Origin of the sequence: Sphingopyxis granuli (assembly GCF_001559015.1) — a bacterium.
GTDB lineage: Bacteria > Pseudomonadota > Alphaproteobacteria > Sphingomonadales > Sphingomonadaceae > Sphingopyxis > Sphingopyxis granuli.
The window spans coordinates 668,859-688,400 of record NZ_CP012199.1; the positions used below are offsets into that span (position 1 = coordinate 668,859).

20 protein-coding genes and 1 pseudogene are annotated in these 19,542 nt (G+C 64.4%); 7 read left to right on the forward strand and 14 right to left on the reverse strand.

Annotated elements, in window-relative coordinates:
* From trxC to SGRAN_RS21480, 6 genes are all read left to right on the forward strand, one after another.
* Nucleotides 1–444 carry a thioredoxin TrxC gene (gene trxC, locus SGRAN_RS03150; RefSeq protein WP_021246250.1) on the forward strand — a complete coding sequence of 148 codons (444 nt, stop codon included), beginning with the start codon at nucleotides 1–3 and terminating at the stop codon, nucleotides 442–444.
* Between the two features lie 209 nt (nucleotides 445–653).
* Complete coding sequence (locus tag SGRAN_RS03155) at nucleotides 654–1,298, forward strand: peroxiredoxin (protein ID WP_030091405.1); 645 nt, start codon at nucleotides 654–656, stop codon at nucleotides 1,296–1,298.
* 70 nt (nucleotides 1,299–1,368) lie between these two features.
* On the forward strand, nucleotides 1,369–2,289 hold the full coding sequence (locus tag SGRAN_RS03160) for an MBL fold metallo-hydrolase (RefSeq protein WP_021246252.1): 921 nt from the start codon (nucleotides 1,369–1,371) through the stop codon (nucleotides 2,287–2,289).
* Between the two features lie 4 nt (nucleotides 2,290–2,293).
* Nucleotides 2,294–3,082, forward strand: coding sequence for a sulfite exporter TauE/SafE family protein (locus SGRAN_RS03165; protein WP_030091406.1), 789 nt, complete (start codon nucleotides 2,294–2,296; stop codon nucleotides 3,080–3,082).
* A 28-nt stretch (nucleotides 3,083–3,110) separates the two neighbouring features.
* Complete coding sequence (locus SGRAN_RS03170; protein ID WP_030091407.1) at nucleotides 3,111–3,971, forward strand: class I SAM-dependent methyltransferase; 861 nt, start codon at nucleotides 3,111–3,113, stop codon at nucleotides 3,969–3,971.
* Nucleotides 3,972–3,996: 25 nt separating this feature from the next.
* Complete coding sequence (locus SGRAN_RS21480; protein ID WP_030538178.1) at nucleotides 3,997–4,248, forward strand: hypothetical protein; 252 nt, start codon at nucleotides 3,997–3,999, stop codon at nucleotides 4,246–4,248.
* On the opposite strand, the gene SGRAN_RS21485 is transcribed toward SGRAN_RS21480, so the two are convergent.
* From SGRAN_RS21485 to SGRAN_RS03225, 12 genes are all read right to left on the reverse strand, one after another.
* Complete coding sequence (locus SGRAN_RS21485) at nucleotides 4,242–4,958, reverse strand: energy transducer TonB family protein (protein WP_021690801.1); 717 nt, start codon at nucleotides 4,956–4,958, stop codon at nucleotides 4,242–4,244. The two genes, SGRAN_RS21480 and SGRAN_RS21485, sit on opposite strands and share 7 nt — an antisense overlap.
* Before the next feature lie 6 nt (nucleotides 4,959–4,964).
* Nucleotides 4,965–7,157, reverse strand: coding sequence for a TonB-dependent receptor (locus tag SGRAN_RS03175; RefSeq protein ID WP_119035245.1), 2,193 nt, complete (start codon nucleotides 7,155–7,157; stop codon nucleotides 4,965–4,967).
* Nucleotides 7,158–7,266: 109 nt separating this feature from the next.
* Nucleotides 7,267–7,665 (reverse strand): DUF2946 family protein, encoded by a 399-nt coding sequence (locus SGRAN_RS03180; protein ID WP_231746293.1) that lies wholly within the window; start codon nucleotides 7,663–7,665, stop codon nucleotides 7,267–7,269.
* 60 nt (nucleotides 7,666–7,725) lie between these two features.
* Entirely contained in the window at nucleotides 7,726–8,964 is a 1,239-nt protein-coding gene (locus SGRAN_RS03185) for a TolC family protein (RefSeq protein WP_067180526.1), read from the reverse strand.
* Entirely contained in the window at nucleotides 8,964–9,263 is a 300-nt protein-coding gene (locus SGRAN_RS03190) for a DUF3240 family protein (protein ID WP_021246260.1), read from the reverse strand. The genes SGRAN_RS03185 and SGRAN_RS03190 overlap by 1 nt, the downstream gene beginning before the upstream one ends.
* Nucleotides 9,256–12,327: an efflux RND transporter permease subunit gene (locus tag SGRAN_RS03195; RefSeq protein WP_030538175.1), complete on the reverse strand. Its 3,072-nt coding sequence runs from the start codon at nucleotides 12,325–12,327 to the stop codon at nucleotides 9,256–9,258. Before SGRAN_RS03195 ends, SGRAN_RS03190 begins: the two co-directional genes overlap by 8 nt.
* Nucleotides 12,328–12,336: 9 nt before the next feature.
* Entirely contained in the window at nucleotides 12,337–13,449 is a 1,113-nt protein-coding gene (locus SGRAN_RS03200) for an efflux RND transporter periplasmic adaptor subunit (RefSeq protein ID WP_030093018.1), read from the reverse strand.
* Nucleotides 13,450–13,506: 57 nt separating this feature from the next.
* Nucleotides 13,507–14,523, reverse strand: a complete 1,017-nt coding sequence (locus tag SGRAN_RS03205) for a sensor histidine kinase (protein WP_021246263.1) — start codon at nucleotides 14,521–14,523, stop codon at nucleotides 13,507–13,509.
* Nucleotides 14,520–15,197, reverse strand: a complete 678-nt coding sequence (locus tag SGRAN_RS03210; protein ID WP_021246264.1) for a response regulator — start codon at nucleotides 15,195–15,197, stop codon at nucleotides 14,520–14,522. Before SGRAN_RS03210 ends, SGRAN_RS03205 begins: the two co-directional genes overlap by 4 nt.
* Nucleotides 15,198–15,275: 78 nt before the next feature.
* A complete protein-coding gene (locus SGRAN_RS03215) occupies nucleotides 15,276–15,965 on the reverse strand; it encodes a cytochrome b/b6 domain-containing protein (protein ID WP_030538173.1) in 690 nt (229 codons plus the stop codon).
* 72 nt (nucleotides 15,966–16,037) lie between these two features.
* Nucleotides 16,038–16,739 (reverse strand): VIT1/CCC1 transporter family protein, encoded by a 702-nt coding sequence (locus SGRAN_RS03220; protein ID WP_030538172.1) that lies wholly within the window; start codon nucleotides 16,737–16,739, stop codon nucleotides 16,038–16,040.
* A gap of 193 nt (nucleotides 16,740–16,932) precedes the next feature.
* Complete coding sequence (locus SGRAN_RS03225; protein WP_021246267.1) at nucleotides 16,933–17,184, reverse strand: hypothetical protein; 252 nt, start codon at nucleotides 17,182–17,184, stop codon at nucleotides 16,933–16,935.
* 280 nt (nucleotides 17,185–17,464) lie between these two features.
* On the opposite strand from SGRAN_RS03225, the pseudogene SGRAN_RS23280 reads away from it, so the two are divergent.
* Nucleotides 17,465–17,650 (forward strand): annotated as a pseudogene (locus SGRAN_RS23280) (DUF7079 family protein); the annotation flags it as partial.
* A gap of 28 nt (nucleotides 17,651–17,678) precedes the next feature.
* On the opposite strand, the gene SGRAN_RS22890 reads toward SGRAN_RS23280, so the two are convergent.
* Nucleotides 17,679–18,479 (reverse strand): hypothetical protein, encoded by an 801-nt coding sequence (locus SGRAN_RS22890; protein ID WP_237233734.1) that lies wholly within the window; start codon nucleotides 18,477–18,479, stop codon nucleotides 17,679–17,681.
* On the reverse strand, nucleotides 18,451–19,533 hold the full coding sequence (locus SGRAN_RS03235) for a L,D-transpeptidase (RefSeq protein WP_081856543.1): 1,083 nt from the start codon (nucleotides 19,531–19,533) through the stop codon (nucleotides 18,451–18,453). Before SGRAN_RS03235 ends, SGRAN_RS22890 begins: the two co-directional genes overlap by 29 nt.
* Nucleotides 19,534–19,542: the final 9 nt, after the last annotated feature.

The following is a 19,542-nucleotide window of genomic DNA, read 5'->3' on the forward strand; positions in this document are numbered from 1 at the left end:
ATGTCCGATGTCCCGCTGGTAGCCTGCCCGGTTTGCGCGAGCATCAACCGCGTTCCTGCAGCGAAGATCGGCGCGGCGCCAATTTGCGGGAAATGCGGAATGCCGCTTTTCCAGGGACAGCCGGTCGATGTCGACCAGGCGGCATTCGATCGGCATGTAGGTCGCGGAAGCCTGCCGGTTCTCGTCGATTTCTGGGCGAGTTGGTGCGGACCTTGCCGCGCCATGGCGCCGGCGTTCAAGGCGGCCGCTGCGGAGCTGGAGCCGCATGTCCGGCTCCTGAAGGTCGATACCGAAGCTGAGCAGGGTATTGCCGGGCGCTACCGCATTCAGTCGATTCCGACGCTGATCCTGTTCAGGGGTGGCCGCGAGGTCGCCCGACAGGCCGGGGCGATGGACCGTGCGCGACTCGTCGCCTGGACAAGGCAGGCGCTCGTCACCGCCTGATTCGGGGTGTGATGACCCCATACTTAGCATAAACGATGCTTTGACGTGTTCGCGCCTCTGGTCCCGTGCGCTGCGAATCCGGCCTAATTCGGCCGATTGCAGAAGTGATTGAAAAATCCGATCAAAGGAATTAGATTTATCGTGTTATCACGATTAATAGAAATGTGTATTCAATGTCTGTCACTCACTCAGTCATAGGAGACGATAAAATGACAGACCAGGTCACTCCCTCCATGCCGCGGATCAACGAACCGGCGCCTCCCTTCAAGGCCAAGACGACCCACGGCGAACGCTCGCTCGACGATTACAAGGGCAAGTGGCTCGTTCTCTTTTCCCACCCCGCCGACTTCACGCCGGTCTGCACGACCGAATTCATGGGCTTCGCCAAGGCCGCCGACCGCTTCAAGGCGCTCAACTGCGAGTTGCTGGGCCTCTCCATCGACTCGGTGCATTCGCACATCGCCTGGATGCGCAGCATCGAGGAGAAGTTCGGCGTCGAGATCCCGTTCCCGATTATCGACGATCTGTCGATGAACGTCGCCAAGGCCTTCGGCATGATCCATCCCGGTGCCTCGGACACCTCGGCCGTTCGCGCCACCTTCATCATCGACCCCGAAGGCATTGTCCGCGCGATGGTCTATTATCCGATGTCGAACGGCCGCTCGGTCGATGAATTCGTCCGCCTGCTCACCGCGCTCCAGACGTCCGACGCCAACAAGGTGGCGACGCCTGAAAACTGGCAGCCCGGCGAGCCGGTGATCGTGCCGCCGCCCGCGACGGCCGAAGCCGCCAGGGCCCGCAAGGACGAAGGCTACGACTACACCGATTGGTATTTCAGCAAGAAGACCCTCTGAGGCAGCTGGGCCGGCTTCGCGTCCCAAGTGCGAAGCCGGTACGCCGGGCCAGACAGGAAAGGACAAGGCCATGGCCGACCCGCAAATCCGTGAAGCCACCCGCATCGTCGAGGCCGCGAGCAATGCGCGGCCCGCCGTCATCCGCAGCTTCTTCGACGAGGACACGTTTACCGTGACCCACGTCATCTCAGATCCCGCCACGGCCAAGGCCGCGATCATCGATAGCGTGCTCGATTTCGATCCGGCTTCGGGGCGCACCTCCTTCGCGTCGGCCGACAAGGTGATCGACTATATCCGGAGCGAAGGGCTCGAGGTCGAATGGCTGCTGGAGACGCACGCCCATGCCGACCATCTGTCGGCCGCGCCCTATCTTCAGGAGAAGCTGGGCGGCACGCTGGCGATCGGTCGCCATATTCTCACCGTGCAGGAGGTCTTCGGCAAGATCTTCAACGAGGGAACGCGCTTTGCTCGCGACGGCTCGCAGTTCGACCGGCTGTTCGATGACGGCGACCGTTTCAGGGTCGGCTCGATCGAGGCGATCGCGCTGCATGTGCCGGGCCATACGCCCGCCGACATGACCTATGTGATCGGCGATGCGGCGTTCATCGGCGACACGCTGTTCATGCCCGACTACGGCACGGCCCGCGCCGACTTCCCGGGCGGCGATGCGCGCACGCTTTATCGGTCGATCCGCCGCCTGCTGTCGCTCCCCGATCAGACCGGCCTTCATCTTTGCCACGACTACAAGGCCCCCGGGCGCGACACCTATGCCTGGGAAACGTCGGTCGGCGAGGAGCGAGAGCATAATGTCCATGTTCGCGACGGGGTGAGCGAGGACCAGTTCGTCGCCATGCGCGAGGCGCGCGATGCGACGCTCGGGATGCCGCGCCTCATTCTGCCGTCCATCCAGGTCAACATGCGCGGCGGCCACCTGCCCGAGCCGGAAGACAATGGCATGCGCTACCTCAAGCTGCCGATAAACGCGCTGTAAGGCCATGGCACTCGAATCCATCCAATATCTGCTTGGTGCCGGATCGGGCTCGCTCGTCGGATTCACGCTGGGGCTGGTGGGCGGTGGGGGCTCAATCCTCGCCGTCCCGCTCATGGTCTATCTGGTCGGCGTCGCCTCGCCGCATGTCGCGATCGGCACCAGCGCGCTGGCGGTCGCCGCCAATGCCGGGGCCAATCTCGTTCCCCACGCGCGCCAGCGGACGATCAAATGGCGTTGCGCCGGCATGTTCGCCGCTGCTGGTGTCGCCGGCGCCTATGCCGGATCGACACTCGGTAAAGCGTTCGATGGACAGAAGCTGCTGTTCCTGTTCGCTCTGCTGATGGTCCTGGTTGGCGGGCTGATGCTAAAAAGCCGGGGCGATCCCGGCAATCCCGATGTCCAATGCCGGCGCGAGAATGCGCCCAAGGTGATCGGTTATGGGGCCGCCACTGGTCTCTTTTCCGGGTTCTTCGGCATCGGCGGGGGCTTCCTGATCGTGCCGGGACTGATGGCTTCGACCGGGATGCCGATGCGCAACGCCGTCGGATCGTCGCTGGTCGCCGTCACCGCTTTTGGTCTGACGGCCGCGCTCAACTATGCCCTTTCCGGCTTGGTTGATTGGGGGCTTGCTGCGGCGTTCATCGCCGGCGGCGTCATCGGCGGCCTTGTGGGCGCGGCGCTCTCTCGGCGGCTGTCGGCGCACAAGGGGGCGCTCAATACGATATTCGCACTGCTGATCTTTGCGGTTGCCGCCTACATGCTGTGGCAAAGTACCGCCGCGATCCTGGGCTGATTCTTGAAACGACGATGGGAGTACATCGATGAACGATGCTGGCGAGAACAGGGAAGGTTTGGCCGCGCACGATTGGGCCGGCCAGGCGGGCATGCGTTGGCTCGCCCAGCTCGACCGCTTCGAAAGCATGATCGAGCCGATCGGCAGGGCGTTGCTTGCCCAGGCCGCATACAACGCCGGCGAAACGGTGGTCGATGTCGGATGCGGCGGTGGCTGGACCACGCGGCAGATCGCCACGGCCGTCGGCAACACCGGATTTGCGCTCGGCCTCGACATCTCACCCGATCTGGTGGGGATGGCCAGGGAACGGGCACAGCGCGCGGGCCTTGCCAATATCCGCTTCGAGCAGGGCGATGCCGCGACGACGATGCTGGAGGAAGCGCCGTTCGATCGGCTGTTCTCGCGCTTCGGTTCGATGTTCTTCGCTGAGCCTTATCCCGCTTTCGCCAATCTGCGCCGGATGTTGCGCGATGGCGGGCGGCTCGACATCGCTGTCTGGGCGTCCATCGCTGACAATCCGTGGCAGCTTAGTGTCATGGGCATCATCAAGGAGCATATGGACCTGCCGACGCCGCAGTCGCGCGCGCCGGGACCATTCGCGCTCGGCGAGCAGGACTATGTGATCGACCTTCTCCAAAGCGCGGGTTTCTGCGAGGTCAGATTCGATGCCTGGACAGGTGAGCAGCGCGTGGGCGGCCCCGGCAGTGATCCCGAGAGCGCCGCTCGCTTCGTGCTTGAGGGGATGCAGATCGGCGATCTTGTTCGACAGAACGGGGCAGAGGTACGCAAGGCCATTCACCAGCATCTTGTCGAGCTGTTCGAGCGCCATTGCGATGAGAATGGCGTTCATATGGGGGCGAAGGCCTGGCTGGTGAGCGCACGGGCCTGAGAGCATTCAAGAAAAGGGTGATAATATGGCGCGCAAGAAGCTATCGCTTCGGCTTCCGGGGAAAGGTTCATCCGATGGTGACGCTGCCAATTCCGAGGAAATAGCGGCGGCGCTCGCACTGATCGAGACGCATGGGCAACGTGCCGGACAGGCTCTTGTCGATGAGGCGCAGGCTGCCATCAAGGCTCGCGACGATCACCGTGTTTTGTTTCTGGAACGTGTGCGCGTCGCCCTATTGACGATCGAGCCATCCTCGTCCGCCATGCGGCCTCAATGAAAGCTGAATGGTATCGTAAAGACCAACTGCTCGCTTTCCACGCCCATAGGCGGTGTTGGAAAAGGAGCAGCATTGCGCACCGTGCGGAGCGCCAGGCGATCGAGCGCGGCATTCCCGCTGCTGCCGGCCAGCTCGACGGCAATCAGCGCGCCGTCAGCCCCGACGATGAAGCGGACCGTTGCGACCCCGTCGAGGTGGATCCCCGCGGGCTTGCGCGCGGCTATTCGCGCCCAGAGCTGGCGCTGATAGGCCGCAAGCGCGGACTGTTTCTTATCATCCTGGGCTTGCGGCGGCGCGACCTCGGGTTCCGGCGCGGGCGGTCTGCTTACCGGCGCGACAGCGAACGGAGAGGCGATTGCTGGAGCAGCGGGTATAGGCGACGAAGCTGGTCCGCCTCTTTCTCCCGTCGTAGCCAGCTCGGGCGGGTGCGCAGGGCGCCGCTCCGGCGATAGGCGGGCCTCGTCTGTCCGCGATCGCGACAACGTTGAAGGCGGTGGTGACGGTGGCGACGGGGTAAACAACCGGAAGCGGCTCACCTGCACAGGCTGCGTCATTCGCAGCCGTCCCGATAGATTGGCATTGAGCGCCACTAGCACCAGCAGGCAGCATGACGCGGCGGCAAGGCCCGCGCCCAGGCGCTGCGACCAGGCCGAGGGCTGGCCATAGCCTGCCCTCGGCTCCTCGTTCATGTCGTGCGAGTTCGGGAGCATGGGCGCTCAAAACGCAATCGTGATCCCGGCGTTGACCGATCGCCCCCGGCCCGGAACCGGGCGGCGCACGCCGGTCGCCTTCAGATCGCCGAGCGACATGCCGCTAAGCGGAGCATAATAGGCCTTGTCGAACAGATTGTCGGCGCCGAGCGTCAGGCGAACCTTGTCGATGCGATAGGCGAGCTGGACATTGAGCAGCGCGTAGCTGCCCGTCCGCGGTTCGTTGCGGGTCGGATCGGCGCGATCCTTTTCCGTCACGATGTCGAGGTCAATCCGGGTTTCGAGGCCGCCGATCCGATGCTCGAGGCTCAGCGCCGCATTGAACGGCATCTGGTGATAGAGCGGTGCGTGGTCGGTCAGATTCTGGCCGTGCAGCCAGCTCGCGCGCGCGGTCAGACGCGCGGTGCCGGCCGACGACGATGACCATAGCGGCACGGCGCCCGATATGTCGATGCCGTAGATCTCTGCCTTCTGGTTGGCGAACTGCAATTGAACGAACCCGGTCGGACTGCCCATCATGTCGGTGAAGTCCGCCAGCTTAAAGGCGTCGATATATTCGTCGACATGGGTGTAATAGGGCGCGATCTTGAACGACCAGCCATCCTTGCCGCCTCCGGAAATGGCCAGGGCGGCGCTCAGCGTATCGGCCTTTTCGGGGCGAAGGTCGAGGTTGCCGACATAGCCGTTCCCGTCGCCGAACCACCCGATCATGCGGCTCGCCATGCTGCCCCGGCCCCAGCTATAGCGCTCGTAGATATTGGGCGAGCGAACCTTGCGGGCATAGCCGATCTCGATATCCGCCCCGTCCGAAAGCGCGTAGCGGACCAGCAGGCTGCCGCTCCAATTGCTGTCGTGGCGCTTGCGGTCGGCCTTGTTGAACGCCGCTGCCGCCATGACATCGGCCATCTGCATCATGCCGGTGCCATAGGGCGCGACCTTGCCGGTGTTCATCCAGACCTGATCGTTACGGATGCCGGCGATGAGGGAGAAACCGCTATCCCAGCGCGTTTCCCACTCGAGGAAGGTGCCGAGCCGATCGCGCTTGGCCCCGTTGACGTTGATGAACGCATTCGGCCCCATCATCATATTGCCCACAACGGGCGGCCAATAGTCGTTGAGCCATTGATGCTGGAATTCGCTGCCCAGGCGCAGCGTGCCGCCGCCGAGCAATATATCCGCCTGGACGGTATAGCTCGCGCTGTGGACCTCCGTGTTCATCGGCATCCCGCCGGTCGCGGTCCCGCCCTTGTCGGCGAGGAAGTTCATGACGTGGTCGGTGTCGCGCCAGCTCGCCCGCACATCGAGATTGCCCCAATCGAAGACGCCGGCATAATGGCCGTTCAGGAACCACGACTTGTTGGACGTCATGTCCATATATTGGTTCGGGAAACCCTCATAGGGCGCGAAATGATAGCCGCCTTTCAGCTCGATCAGGCCGTTGCTGACTTGCGCTGCGAGATTGAGGCTGTGGTCGGTCTTGGCATATTCGCTGGATCGCACGACGCCCAGCGAGCCGCCGCCCTTGAAATTGTCGGCTTGAGTGTAGGAGCCATTGTAAGTCAGGCTGACCTTGTCGCTCGCGGCCGTCACTGACAGGGCGCCGCCGAACCCGTCGCCATTGCTGCGATAGAAGGCCGAGGTTTCGCCGGTCAGCAGCGTTTCCCCTTGCTTAGCAAAGCGGGGCGGAGCGCTCTCGACGCGAATGATCCCGCCGATGCTGTCGCCGCCATAGCTGACTGGCGAAACGCCGGTAATGACGTCGATCGCGCTCACGGTTTGCGGATCGGTGTAGGACAGGGGCGGATTCATATCGTTCGGACAGGCCGAGGCAATCGCCACGCCGTCGACCAGCACGGTCAAGCGCTGCGCTTCAAGGCCCCGGATCACCGGCAAGGTCGAGAAGCCCCCGGCCCCATAGCCGCTGACGCCGGGTACGCTTTGCAGGATCGCTGCGGTATCGCTCGAGCCGACCTGAAGGTCGCGCAGGCGCGAGGGGGAAAGCCGCTCACCCGAAACCGTCGACCCCGCCTCGCTCGCCGAGCTAACGTCGACCTCTGGCAGCGGCGTCCCGTCCTGGGCGAAGGCTCGCGAGATGGGGGCGCCCGCCAGCACAGCGACGAGTGCGGGAAAAGCGAAGCTCCCGGCGAGGCGAACCTTGAAAGTTGGTTGCTTGCTGGTGGAGCGAGCGAAGGCAGGCATGGTGGTTGCCGCGCAATGCGCGGAATCAAGCATAATCGTCATGTCGGAATCCTGATTCACATGCGGCGCCCCGGCGAGGGGCGCCCATCAACGGGGAATGTCGAAGGAATCAGGTGGTGGGAGGACCGATCGCCGGCGGGCGCAGATAGGTGCCGCGCCGGAGGACTAGGCGGTTTGGACGCCGAAAAACCGTTGCGAGGATGAAGGCGAGGGCGACGGCTAGGAGCAGCGCATCGACGGCCGCGAGCGATGGCGAGGACAGGCCGGTAAAGGCGCAAGGCGCTTCCGCCTTCTTGTGCTCGTCATGGTCCTGCTCGCCGCCTTTGCTCGGCAACTTGATTGCGATCTTCTGAGGCCCTTGCCCCGAGCACAGCTGGACCAGGATCACGCCATTCGAGACGACCGGCATGAAACCCGCCGGCACCAACGCCTTCACGAGCAGCGCAGCGCCTAGCAGGAGCGCGCACAGCCAATGGTGCCGGACAAGGAATTTGCGAGCTTCGGTCACGCAGCATCCTCTAAGTGCAGGCTCGTTTCATGTCGAGAATGTTTGCTTGCCGTATGTTAGCTAGTCGTGCCCCGCTTCATCTGGTGCCCAGATGCTGTGGGAATCGATCTGGATCTTGAGCAGAGCACGATCGGCTTCGGAGCGCGCCTCGATTTCCATTCGGCGCGCGTCATTGGCCTGCCGGCGGGCATAGAGCATATCGGAGAGGTCGATCTGCCCGAGTTGGTAACCGCGCACCGTCCTTTCGGCGGCGTCGCCGGCGCTGCGCGCCGAAGCGTCGGCATTGCGCCAGGCATCGAGCCGGGTGTGCGCGTTGGAAAGGTCGGCATTGGCGGTCGCCTCGATGCTGCGCTGCACGGCCGCGAGTTCCATGCGCGCGGCATTGGCCTCGGCTGACGCCTGATCGGCTGCGGCTCTGCGATAGCCACCGCCGAGCGGGATTAAAGCCACCACGCCCGCGCCGGCTTCCGCGCCGCCGCGCTCGCTGAACAGGCGGACGCCGAAGCTCGGGTCTGCGATGCGATCCGCTCGCACCCGACGCGAAGTCACGTTCAGACGCTGCGCTTCCTTGTCGGCGGCGCGGATCTCGTGACTGCGCTCGATTACCAGGTCGCGCATCGCTTCCAGCCCCTGGGCGGGCAGCATGGGGTCGGCCAGTTCTGGTGGTTCGGAGGGGAGCGGGATTTCCGGAAAGGACGCTGCGAAGGTCACGCGCGCCTGTTCGCGCAGCGAGAGTGACGATGCGGCCTGCGCGCGCGCCTGAGCCAGCGCCGCCTGCGCCTGGTCGAGGTCGAGTTGGGCGGCGTCTCGCAGCGTGACCCGCCGCTTTATGGCGGCGATTGCCTCCTCCAGCCCGCGGACGCTGTCGAGATCGTTGCGATAATGGCTTCCCGCAGTGAGCCAGTCGTGCCAATAGCCGGCCAGCAGCAGCGCGGTTTGATGGCGGACATCCTCCATCTGGTTTTCCGCGACCTCAATGCCGAGCGCACCGGCTTCGCGGTCGAGCGCGGCCTTGCCCGGCAGGCGGAATGGGCGGCTGATTGTCGTATCGAATTCGTCGAACCCGCCTTCGCGATCGACGGTTCGGCGAATGTAGCTGCCGCTCACCGTCACTTCGTGGGGGCCTTTGCGCAGCATATCGCCGCGTGCCCGTGCGGCTTCGACGCGCGCAATTGCGGCGGCGACGCTGGGGTGATTGTCGAGCGCTTCGTTGACCTTGTCGGCAGGCGGCAGATCGGTATGCTGGGCCAGGGCAGGCGCGGTCGTCAGAAGGCCGAGAGCGGCGAGTACGATCCGCATCAGGCGATCCTTCCATGATCGAGCAGGGGCGTCGTGCGCCACCGGACCGGCAGATCGCGCCGCGCGTCTTTTACGGTGCGGAGCAGGTCGGGCACCGCGTCCGCGCTCACGATCAGTTCGAGCGTCGAACGCTTCAATTCGCCCGACACGCGCTCGGCGGTTCCCGCATCGCCAAAATCGCGACCTCGCACAGCTTCCCCGCGGACATGGATTGGCGTGGGGGAGACGGCGCGGATCGCGTCCACGAGAAGCTCGGTATCGCGGGTGGCGCAATGGAGGGTGAACAGCAGGTCAGGCATTAGCGGCCTCCCCGGCGCTTTCCCCGAAGCGCTCGAACAGGATCGGCAGCAGGACCAGCGTCAGCAAAGTGGAGGTAATGAGGCCGCCGATCACCACGATCGCGAGCGGCCGCTGGATCTCGGACCCCGGCCCGCTGGCGAACAGCAGGGGGACGAGGCCGAAGGCCGTGATGCCGGCAGTCATCAGCACCGGTCGCAGCCGACGCTGCGCGCCCAGGCGCACGGTCTCGGCCATACCCACCCCGTCGGCGCGCAACTGGCGGAAATAGGCCACCAGCACCAACCCATTGAGCACGGCGATGCCGAGCAGGGCGATGAACCCCACCGACGCCGGGACCGAGAGATACTCGCCCGACAGCCACAGCGAGATCAGCCCGCCGACCATCGCGAAGGGGATGTTGGAGAGGATCAGCAGCGCGGCGCGCAATGAGCGCAGCGCCGCCAGCAGGACGAGGAAGATCAACACCAGCGCTACGGGCACCACCATCATCAGCCGGGCCGATGCGCGCTGCTGGTTCTCGAACTGACCGCCCCAGACGATGCTGTAGCCTGCCGGTAGCCGTACCTTGGCGGTGACCTGCGCCTTCGCCTCATCGACATAGCCGACCAGATCGCGGCCGGAGACGAAGGCCTGCACCAGCGCGAAGCGCGAGCCGTTCTCGTGATCGAGCTTCACCGGTCCCTGCGTGCGCTCCACCCGCGCCATGTCGCTGACACGCGCCAGCGTGCCATCGGGCGTGCGCAATTGCAGGTCGGCGAAACGGGCCGGATCGCTCCGGATGCCGTCGTCACCGCGAATGACGATCGGAATGCGTTTCTGACCTTCGGCCACGACCCCGGACCGCACGCCCTCGACCTGTCCGCGCAGCGCGTCCTGGAGCTGGTCGACCGGCATCCCGAACCGCCCCGCTGCCGCGCGGTCGATGTCGAGTTGGAGATAGTCCACATTGTCGTTGGCGACCGTCAGGACCTCCGATGAGCCGTGGATGCCGGACAGGATATGCTGGATCCGACCCGCGAGCTCGGCGAGCGTTGCGGTGTCAGGCCCGAAAATCTTGACCGCTAGATCGCCGCGCGCGCCGGTGAGCATCTCCGAGACGCGCATCTCGATCGGCTGGGTGAAACTCGATTGGATACCGGGCAGGCCGTCCAGCGCCTTGCGCATTTCCCCGACGACGAAATCCTTGTCCCCGCGCCATTGCGAGCGCGGCTTCAACTGGACGAAGCTGTCGGTCTCGTTCGGTCCCATCGGATCGAGACCGATCTCGTCGGAGCCGACGCGGGCGATCACGTCCTCCACCTCCGGCACGGTGCGGAGCGCGCGCTGCACCGCCATGTCGCCGGCCACCGATTGGTCCAGGCTGATCGAGGGCAGCTTGGTAAGCTGCACGATCACCGAGCCTTCGTCCATCGTCGGCATGAAGGTCTTCCCGGCCGCGCCATAAGCGAGGCCCGCCAGCACCAGCCCGGTGGCGGAGAGACCATAGACCAGCTTCTTGTGCGCGAACGCCGCGTCGAGCAGCGCCTGGTAGCGTGGGCCGATCTGCCGCATGATCCATGGCTCACCATGATGGCCGCTCCTGAGGCTGAAGGAGGCAAGGACCGGCACCAGCGTCAGGGCGAGCAGCAGGGAGCCCGCGAGCGCGAAGACGATGGTGAGCGCGACGGGCGCGAACAGCTTGCCCTCCAGCCCCTGCAGCGAAAGCAGGGGCAGGAACACGAGCGCGATGATGACGATGCCCGCCGACACCGGCACGATCACCTCGCTGGTTGCGCGGAATACGTGGTTGAGTCGGGGCGTGTCCTCGCCCTGGGCATGGCTCAGGCGCTCGACGACATTCTCGACCACCACCACCGCGCCGTCGACCAGCATCCCGATCGCGATGGCGAGCCCGCCGAGGCTCATGAGGTTCGCGGACAGCCCCATGCCGCGCATGAACAGGAAGGTGATGAGCGCGGCCATCGGCAGGGTCGCCGCGACGATCGTGGCCGCACGCCAGTCGCCGAGGAACAGGATCAGCAGCACGACGACCAGCACGGTCGCTTCCAGCAGCGCCTCCTCGACCGTGCCGACCGCGCGCCCGATCAGATCGGAGCGATCGTAGAAGACATGGATCTGCGTGCCTGCGGGCAAGCTGTGCTGAAGCCCGGCAAGCCGCGTCCGCACGCCATCGACCACCGCCCGCGCATCCGCGCCGCGCAGCGCGATCACCAGGCCCTCCACCGCCTCGGCCTTGCCGCCGCGCGTCACCGCCCCATAGCGGGTGAGGCTGCCGGTGCCGACTGTGGCGACGTCGCCCAGGCGGACGATGCGGCCGTCCCGGCTGGCGATGACCAGCGTTTGCAGATCCTCCACGCTGCGGATCGCGCCCACGGCTCGGACGATCAGCGATTCCTCGCCATCGGTCAGGCGCCCCGCGCCGTCATTGCGATTGCCGCTTTCGATCGCGGTGCGCAGATCGGAGATCGAGAGCTTCGCGCTCGCCAGCGCCACCGGATCAGGCCGGACCTCGAAGGTACGAACATAGCCGCCCAGCGCGTTCACGTCCGCGACGCCGGGCACTGTGCGCAGCGCCGGGCGGATCGTCCAGTCGAGCAGTTCGCGTTTCTGCTGGAGAGACAGCGGCCCTTCGATCGTGAACATGTAGACGTCGGACAGGGGCGTCGAGATCGGCGCGAGACCGCCGGTCACGGCAGCAGGCAGATCGCCCGTCACGCCCGCCAGCCGTTCGGCGACCTGTTGGCGCGCCCAGTAGATGTCGGTGCCGTCGGTAAAGTCGATGGTTATGTCGGCGATGGCATATTTGGCGCTCGAGCGCAGGATCGCCTGGTTGGGAATGCCGAGCATCTCCGTCTCGATCGGCGTGATGACGCGGCTCTCGACCTCCTCCGGCGTCATGCCGGGGGCTTTGAGGATCAGCTTCACCTGGGTCTGCGCGATGTTGGGATAGGCATCGACCGGCAAGTTGACAAAAGCCCAGACCCCGAGCCCGGCCGTGGCGGCGGCAAGGATCAGGACGAGCAGACGATAGGACAGCGCGGTGGCGACAAGCGAACGCAGCATCGGGAGAGCCTATTGCGCGGTGGCGAGCGCCTTGAGCGCGCTCGTACCGGAAACCACCACCTGTTCACCGGGCCTGATCCCGGAGAGCAGCACCGTGCGGCCATCACTGCCGCTGCCGCCGGTCACGGCGCGCACGGCAAAGCCGCCGCGCGCGGTCACGAACACAACCGGCTTGCCGTCGATCATGGTGACCGCCGTATCGGGCACGCTGACCGCGCCCGCCGGCGCCGGGCCGACGATGACGATGCTGGTTGCGCGCCCCGCGACAACACCGGGTCCGGCCGGAATCTCCGCCTTGAGGCCGGCCGAACGGGTCGCGGGATCGATGGCCGTTCCCACCGCGACGATCCGGCCGGTGAGGTTGGGAAGTAGCCGCACGCTCATGCCGGGGCGCACTTGCCCGATCAGCCGTTCGGGCAATTGGCCGACCACTTCATAGCGATCCGTCGCGTCGATCACATAGGGCGCGGTGGTGCCGTCCACCGGATTGCCGGTCTGGATGGAGGCGCTGGTGACGCGACCCGCGATAGGAGCCGTCAGCGTATAGGAGCCGCTGGCGCCATGACCGCCCACCATCGCCAGGATGCGCGACTTTTCCGAAACGTCGGCGCGAGCCTCGGCTGCGATGGCATTGGCTTCGTCAGCGCGCGCGCCTGCGATGATGCCTTCGCGGCTGAGCAGGGAGAGCCGCGCGGCATTGGCCTCGGCTACGCCACGCCGCGCGTTCGCGCGGCTGAGGTCCGCGCCGATCGTCAGCACGTCGCGGCTGGCGATGATCGCCAGCGGCTGGCCCCGCCGCACGCTGTCGCCCTCGACCACGAGAGTCCGCAACACGGTGCCGGGAAAGGTCGCGGCCACCGCCACCCGGGCGTTGGCGGGAGGCTCGATCATCGCGGGGATGGTGGCGAGCGCCGCATCCGCGGCTGCCGTCGCGGGCATAAGGCGGATACCCATCTGCGCGGCGCGGCGCGCATCCACCGCCAGGATCCCATCTGTCGGTTGGGCGTTGCTTGCCGGCGCGGAGTTGCCCGTCTCGACCGGTCGACTGGCGAACCACCACAGGCCTGATAGAATCAAGGCGATCGTCGCGGCGCCCGCAATGAGGGTGTATCGTCTGGACATGCGCTCGGGCTAGGGAGCGTTCCTGACCGAACCCTGACGGGATATGAGGATTGAAGATCAGGTCGCGGGAAAACGCAGCACCAGTTCACGGTCGGCCGGATCGGTCTCAAGCGTGCCGCCATGGGCCGCCATGATCCGGTCGACGATAGCGAGGCCGAGGCCGGCGCCATCCTTGCTCGCATGGTCGGCGCGGCGGTGGCGTTGCACAAGGTCGCGCAACCTTTCGAGCGCCAGCCCAGGGCCCTCGTCCCGCACGCCCAATAGCGCGTGGGGGCCGGCGAAGACCTGGATCGTGCCACCAGCCGGCGTCACGCGCGCGGCATTCTCGATCAGATTGCGCAGCGCTGCCGCAATCGCTTCGCGCCTGCCGTTCACGACCGCAGCCTGACCGCGGGTATCGAACGCGATCAGCTTGCCTTGTGCGATGATCCCCGGCGCCACGGCGCTGACGACCTCGCTCGCCACATCCGCGAGTGACACCTGTTCGGGAGCGGTCTGGGCGGCCTCCGCCGCGTCGATCTGCGCGAGCAGCATGAGTTGGTCGATCAGCCGGCGCATGGCCGCCACGTCTTCCTTGAGGCGCGCGGCGTCGTCATAGTCAAGCCGGTCGAGTTCGAGAGACAGGAGGGCGAGCGGCGTGCGCAACTCGTGCGCGACGTCGGCGGCGAACGCTTCCTGCCGCCGCGCGGCCTGATCGAGCCGCGCCAACAGATCGTTGACCGCATAGACGAAGGGTAGCGCCTCGGCGGGCATTTGCGACGCATCGATGCGGAACCCTCGTTCGTGGCCCTGTGCAGCCTCGATCCGGGCGGCGGCATCTTCCAGCGGTGCGAAGGCCTGGCGGATCACTCGGAGCACCATGATCGCGACGGGAACGAGCAGGACGACAAGCGGCAGAGCGACATGCTCAAGCATTTCCTTGATCGCGCGGATCATCGCCGCGCGTGCATCGAGATGTGTGAAGGTGACACTGTAGAAGAAGGCGACCGCCGCCAGCAGCAGAACGGTGCCCGCCACACCAATCAGGCCCAAACCGCGTTTGAGGCGCCGTGAGATGGAGCGCTGCACGGTCATGCCTTCCCGTCCTTCAGCATATAGCCGACACCCCGAACGGTATGGAGCGCGCCGGCCACGCCCGTGTCTTCGAGCTTGCGGCGCAGACGCGAAATGGCGGCTTCGACCGCATTGGGGGTCACCGGATCGTTGAAGCTGTAGAGCGCGTTCTCGATCACTTCGCGATGGACCACCGTGCCGGCTCGCCGCATCAGCAGTTCCAGAAGGTCCGCCTCGCGGCGCGAAAGGTCGATCTCGCGATCGCCAATGCTGGCAGAGCGGCTTGCCGTGTCGAAACGCAGCATGCCGACTTCGATGACGGGCTGGGTTCGAACGCCAGGCCGGCGCAGCAGGGCGCGGATGCGCGCGGCGAGCTCGTCGATCTCGAAGGGTTTGACGATATAATCGTCTGCGCCGGAATCGAGACCGGTGACGCGATCCTCCAGCGCCCCACGCGCGGTCTGGATGATGGCAGGCGGCATCTGCTGATATTTTCGGCGGCTCGCGAGCCAGTCGATCCCGTCGCCGTCGGGCAGGCCGAGGTCGAGTATGATGGCATCATAGCTCGCGCTGCCCATCGCAGCGTCGGCTTGTGCGAGATCATGGGCAACATCGCACACGAAGCCCCGGCGCTGAAGACCGTCGGCGATCAGTGCCGCCATTCGCTCATTATCTTCGACGATGAGAAGGCGCATGGGTTTAATGTAGACTTTCCACCAGGAACGAAAGGCAAGAAGGATTGAAGCTTTCTACCAGACCATCAACCGATGTTTTCAATCCCTTTCCTCGTGCGAACCGTGATGGGAATGGCGTTGCTGCGGCGCGAAGGCGGTCGGATCCACCATGACAATGGCGATGATTGCCAGAACGATCGCTGCGGCACCAAGTAGAGCCGCAAACAAGCCTGGTCCCCGAGCCTCACGCACATTCGGATAGAGGCTGTTCTTCTTGCGGCCGCTGATCATCGCGCGAACAAGGTTTTCGCCGGTGAGCAGCGACATCAACAGCACGGCGCCGACATGAAGCCCGATCAAAGCAAGCAGGCTGTAGGCGAGGGTTTCATGAAGGTCTTTGTCCATGCCGCCTGCCGCAACGCTGCTGCCGCTCCAGATGACGATTCCGGTCAATCCGATCAGCGCCACGACTGCGATCGCGCCCAGTGGATTATGACCCACGGAACGTCGAGGATGGCCAGCTAGAAGGTCGCGTGCATGGGTGGCGATTGCTGTTGGCCGAATGAAATTCACGAACCGGGCATGCTCGCCTCCGACGAAGCCCCAGATCAGACGGAACGCAAGCAAGGCAGCAGCAGACCATCCTGCGACCATATGCCACGATGCGATCGGACTATCGTCGTCGGAAGAGAGAAACGCGATCGAGATCGCTAGGACCAGCAGCCAATGGAATAGCCGTAGCGGCGTGTCCCAAACCTTGAATGTCCTTGTATATTCAGAATTTGTCATCACGTTCGCCTTTCCAGCTGGAAGGGCTACGGGTGTTCACTGACCGAATCCTGACGATGTGAGCAGCGTGGTTCAAACCACTGTTCCGAACAGCCTCCCGATGCCCGCGGTCGCAGCCAGGGCCAGCGCGCCCCAGAATGTGACCCGTAGGATTGATTTCATGGGGCGGGCGCCCCCGGCCCAGGCGCCAAGCGCGCCCAGCAGTGCGAGAAACAACAGGGTTGCCGCGACCTCGATTGCGACGAGGCTATCATGCGGAACGACGGCGACCAACAACAGGGGCATGAGGGCGCCTGTGCTGAAAGTTGCGGCGGATGTGAGCGCGGCCTGGATAGGGCGGGCGGTCACGACTTCGGAAATGCCGAGTTCGTCGCGGGCATGCGCGGCCAGCGCATCCTTTGCCATTAGTTCGTCGGCTACCTGCCGGGCCAGTTCCTCATTCAGACCGCGTTTGACATAGATGTCCGCCAGTTCCTGATGCTCGAGCACCGGTTGAACGGCGAGTTCACCTCTTTCCCGGGCGAGGTCGGCATTCTCCGTGTCCGCCTGAGAGCTGACCGAGACATATTCGCCGGCGGCCATCGACATGGCGCCTGCCACCAGCGCCGCCATCCCTGCGACCAGGATATTGGCCTTGCCCGCGCCGGAGGCTGCGACGCCGACGATGAGGCTCGCGGTCGAAACGATCCCATCATTGGCTCCCAGCACTGCCGCGCGTAGCCAGCCGATGCGTGACACCGCATGGCGTTCGGGATGGGATCTTAGTCGGCTCATGGTGTCCTTCGTAAAATGCCGTGAAAAAGTTCAACAGTCTTTCCTGACGAAACCCTGACGATGATTGGTAGCCGGCATAGCTCAGCAATCCCTACTTGAATCGGTCTACATTTGTCGCACCACGCTGAAATCGGCACTCGGTGAAGGGGCCGTCACGCTTGAATCCATAGAGATTGGAGAGACCCGGCCTAGTTCATGTGATCATGGCCTCCTGCAGGCGGCTCATGAGAGGCAGCGCCAATTCCAGATCATCCGGTTCGACGGCTGCCTCCAATATGGTTTCGACGTGCATGACGGCTATGTTCACAGCTTTGGCCTTCGCATGACCGCGGGGATCGATTTCGGAATCCGTCTTCTTGCGAAACTTCGGGGTGAAGAGACTGCAAAAATTACGTAACTCGCGATCGAATATGATCCAGCCCCCCGTTCGATACGGGTCGTCCACGTAATGCGAGTCCTGAACTAATCGCGACAGCGCGTGCGATTATGGGTGAGGATGCGGCCTATCAGGCCGCTTTGATCGCTGCGGAACGTCGCGTATGAGTGAGAGGCGCGTTAGAGGGGCTTACAAGCCGCATCAGCTTCCAGCCCAGGAAATAGCGGAACGGGAGCCGAACTGGGCAAGGATAACTTGCACTGCGTCGCTCAATAACTGCGGCAATCCCCATTCGGATAACGGAAACCGAGCGTATATTGCGAGATGAAGTGATACGGCCTTCCGCTCGAACATGATCGCCGTCGCTGGACAATGGAAGCCGTGGACCGAAAGGGAGGTCCACGAAATCGTAGCCCGATCACGGGAAAGGAATTATCTTTCCCGATTGCTGACCCACATGCTTGCCGTTTTTCGCTGGCGGATGATCGAACAAGATTGGCGGCGCCTCCTCTCGCTGCTTGCTCCGTCAAAGTGAGCGGTTTCGCGCGGGCATCGTCCCCAGTCTACCGTTTCGGCGCCTTTGGGCGCTGCGCGCGGATTTCCGCCAGCAGCACGCCAAGATATTTCTCAGCTTCGGCAGCTTCGCTTTCGGGATAGGCGGCCGTCATGCGTCCGCTCCAATAGCCATAGTCGACTGTCGTCAGGCTGGAACGCCATGGTTTGCCGTCGCGATAGCCGGTGAAAGTTCCGCGATAGGCCTTGAGGCGGCGATTGGTTGGGATCGTCGCCGGTCCTTCCGACACGATGGTCGGCGCGGCAAAATGGGACATCGTAGCCTGACGCATGATCATATAGTGGTCGCGTGGCGACATCTGGTCGATATGGACCACCGCCATCCGCACCACGATGCGATCGTCGCCGGTGCCGAGTGGCCGGTCGTAGCCGATGGCGATATACTCGCCGCCCGGATCGAATGCCCGTTCCCTGAGGCGGGTAAAGCCCTCGAATTCCTCCGGGAAGCGCAGGCCGCTGGCCACGTGGACAAGAGTTGTGCCGTCCGGCGCCAACTCAAATCCGTCGGGTACCGCGATTGCCGTGGCGTCGGCCGAAGGCGGCGCAGCGGGCGCGGTTTCAGCCAGTGACGGAGCCGCCGAGGACAGCCCCAGCAGGATGGCGGCGGCAAGGGAAACTGGAACGCGCAATGATCGGGACATCGAAGTCAAATCCTCTGGTGAGTATGTCGTAATTAGGCCGGTCTTCGCAATTATGGCAGGGGGCTGTTTGGAATCAGGCGGTAAGACGCTGCGATGGACGCGAAGTCGGGATTGCGCAACGTCATCGTTCGTTTGTATCCGCTTGGGCATCCTCGCCCGTGAGCACGGTCAGGGATGTGCCTGTACTCCCGCTTTCGAGGGTATCGGCCGTGACGATCAGCGTGCTTCCCGGTTTGAGCACCGACAGCAGGCCCCGTCTGAAGTCCTCGGGAAGGATTAGCCGCTCCCGGTCCTGCCGCGAGACTTCCCCCGTCTGTGCACCGCCAAATACAGGGAGGAACATCCAATGCGTCCCGTGTTCGTCGATGGAGGCGAGGTTGAAGGCCTGAAGGCCGGAGATCTTGCCGCGGATGGCGACAGGCGCCGAACCGATTTCGATGCCGTTTCGCAACACCACGGCGCGCTGGTCCGCCGCGCTGACGATTATGGAGATCGGCCCTGTGAGTGCTTTCTCTGGCTGCCAGACCGTCAAAAAGGCATTCCCGAACGACGAGCGCCGGGCCGTATCCTGCAGGATACGGGGAGCTGGGGCAAAGCGCGGAATCTCGCTTGCCTGCGTGATGATGACCGTCAGGCCAAGCTGCGTGACATCATAGAGGTGCTCGGCGAACGTCAGGGGAAACCGGATGCATCCGTGCGAGGCGGGATAGCCCGGAAGATTGCCGGCGTGCATGGCAATCCCGTCCCAGGTGAGGCGCTGCATGTAGGGCATCGGCGCGTCATTGTAGAGGTTCGATCTGTGCGCGACTTTCTTTTGGAGGATGGTGAAAACCCCGGTCGGCGTTTCGTGGCCGGCTGCGCCGGTGGAAACGGTCGAGATGCCGATCAGGACGCCGTTGCGATAGACATAGGCCCGCTGCCTGGCGAGGCTGACGATGATGACCACCGGACCATCGGGAGCCGCTTCGGGCGCCCACAGGAACTCTCCTGGCCGTAACGCTTCCACGCTCGCCGCGATCGATCCTGGATCAAGCGCCATAGCGCGGATCGGAGCGGCGGTCAGGCAGAGCGCGGCAGTCATGGTGCCGGCAAGAAGCGTTCGGCGCGAGAAGCGTGTCGATGGTGCGTGGGATGCGCCGGCCGTTGCCACGGCAGTGAGCGTCGGGGTTCGCAATATGATGTCTGGTGTTGTGATTTTATCCATCCTCTTCTG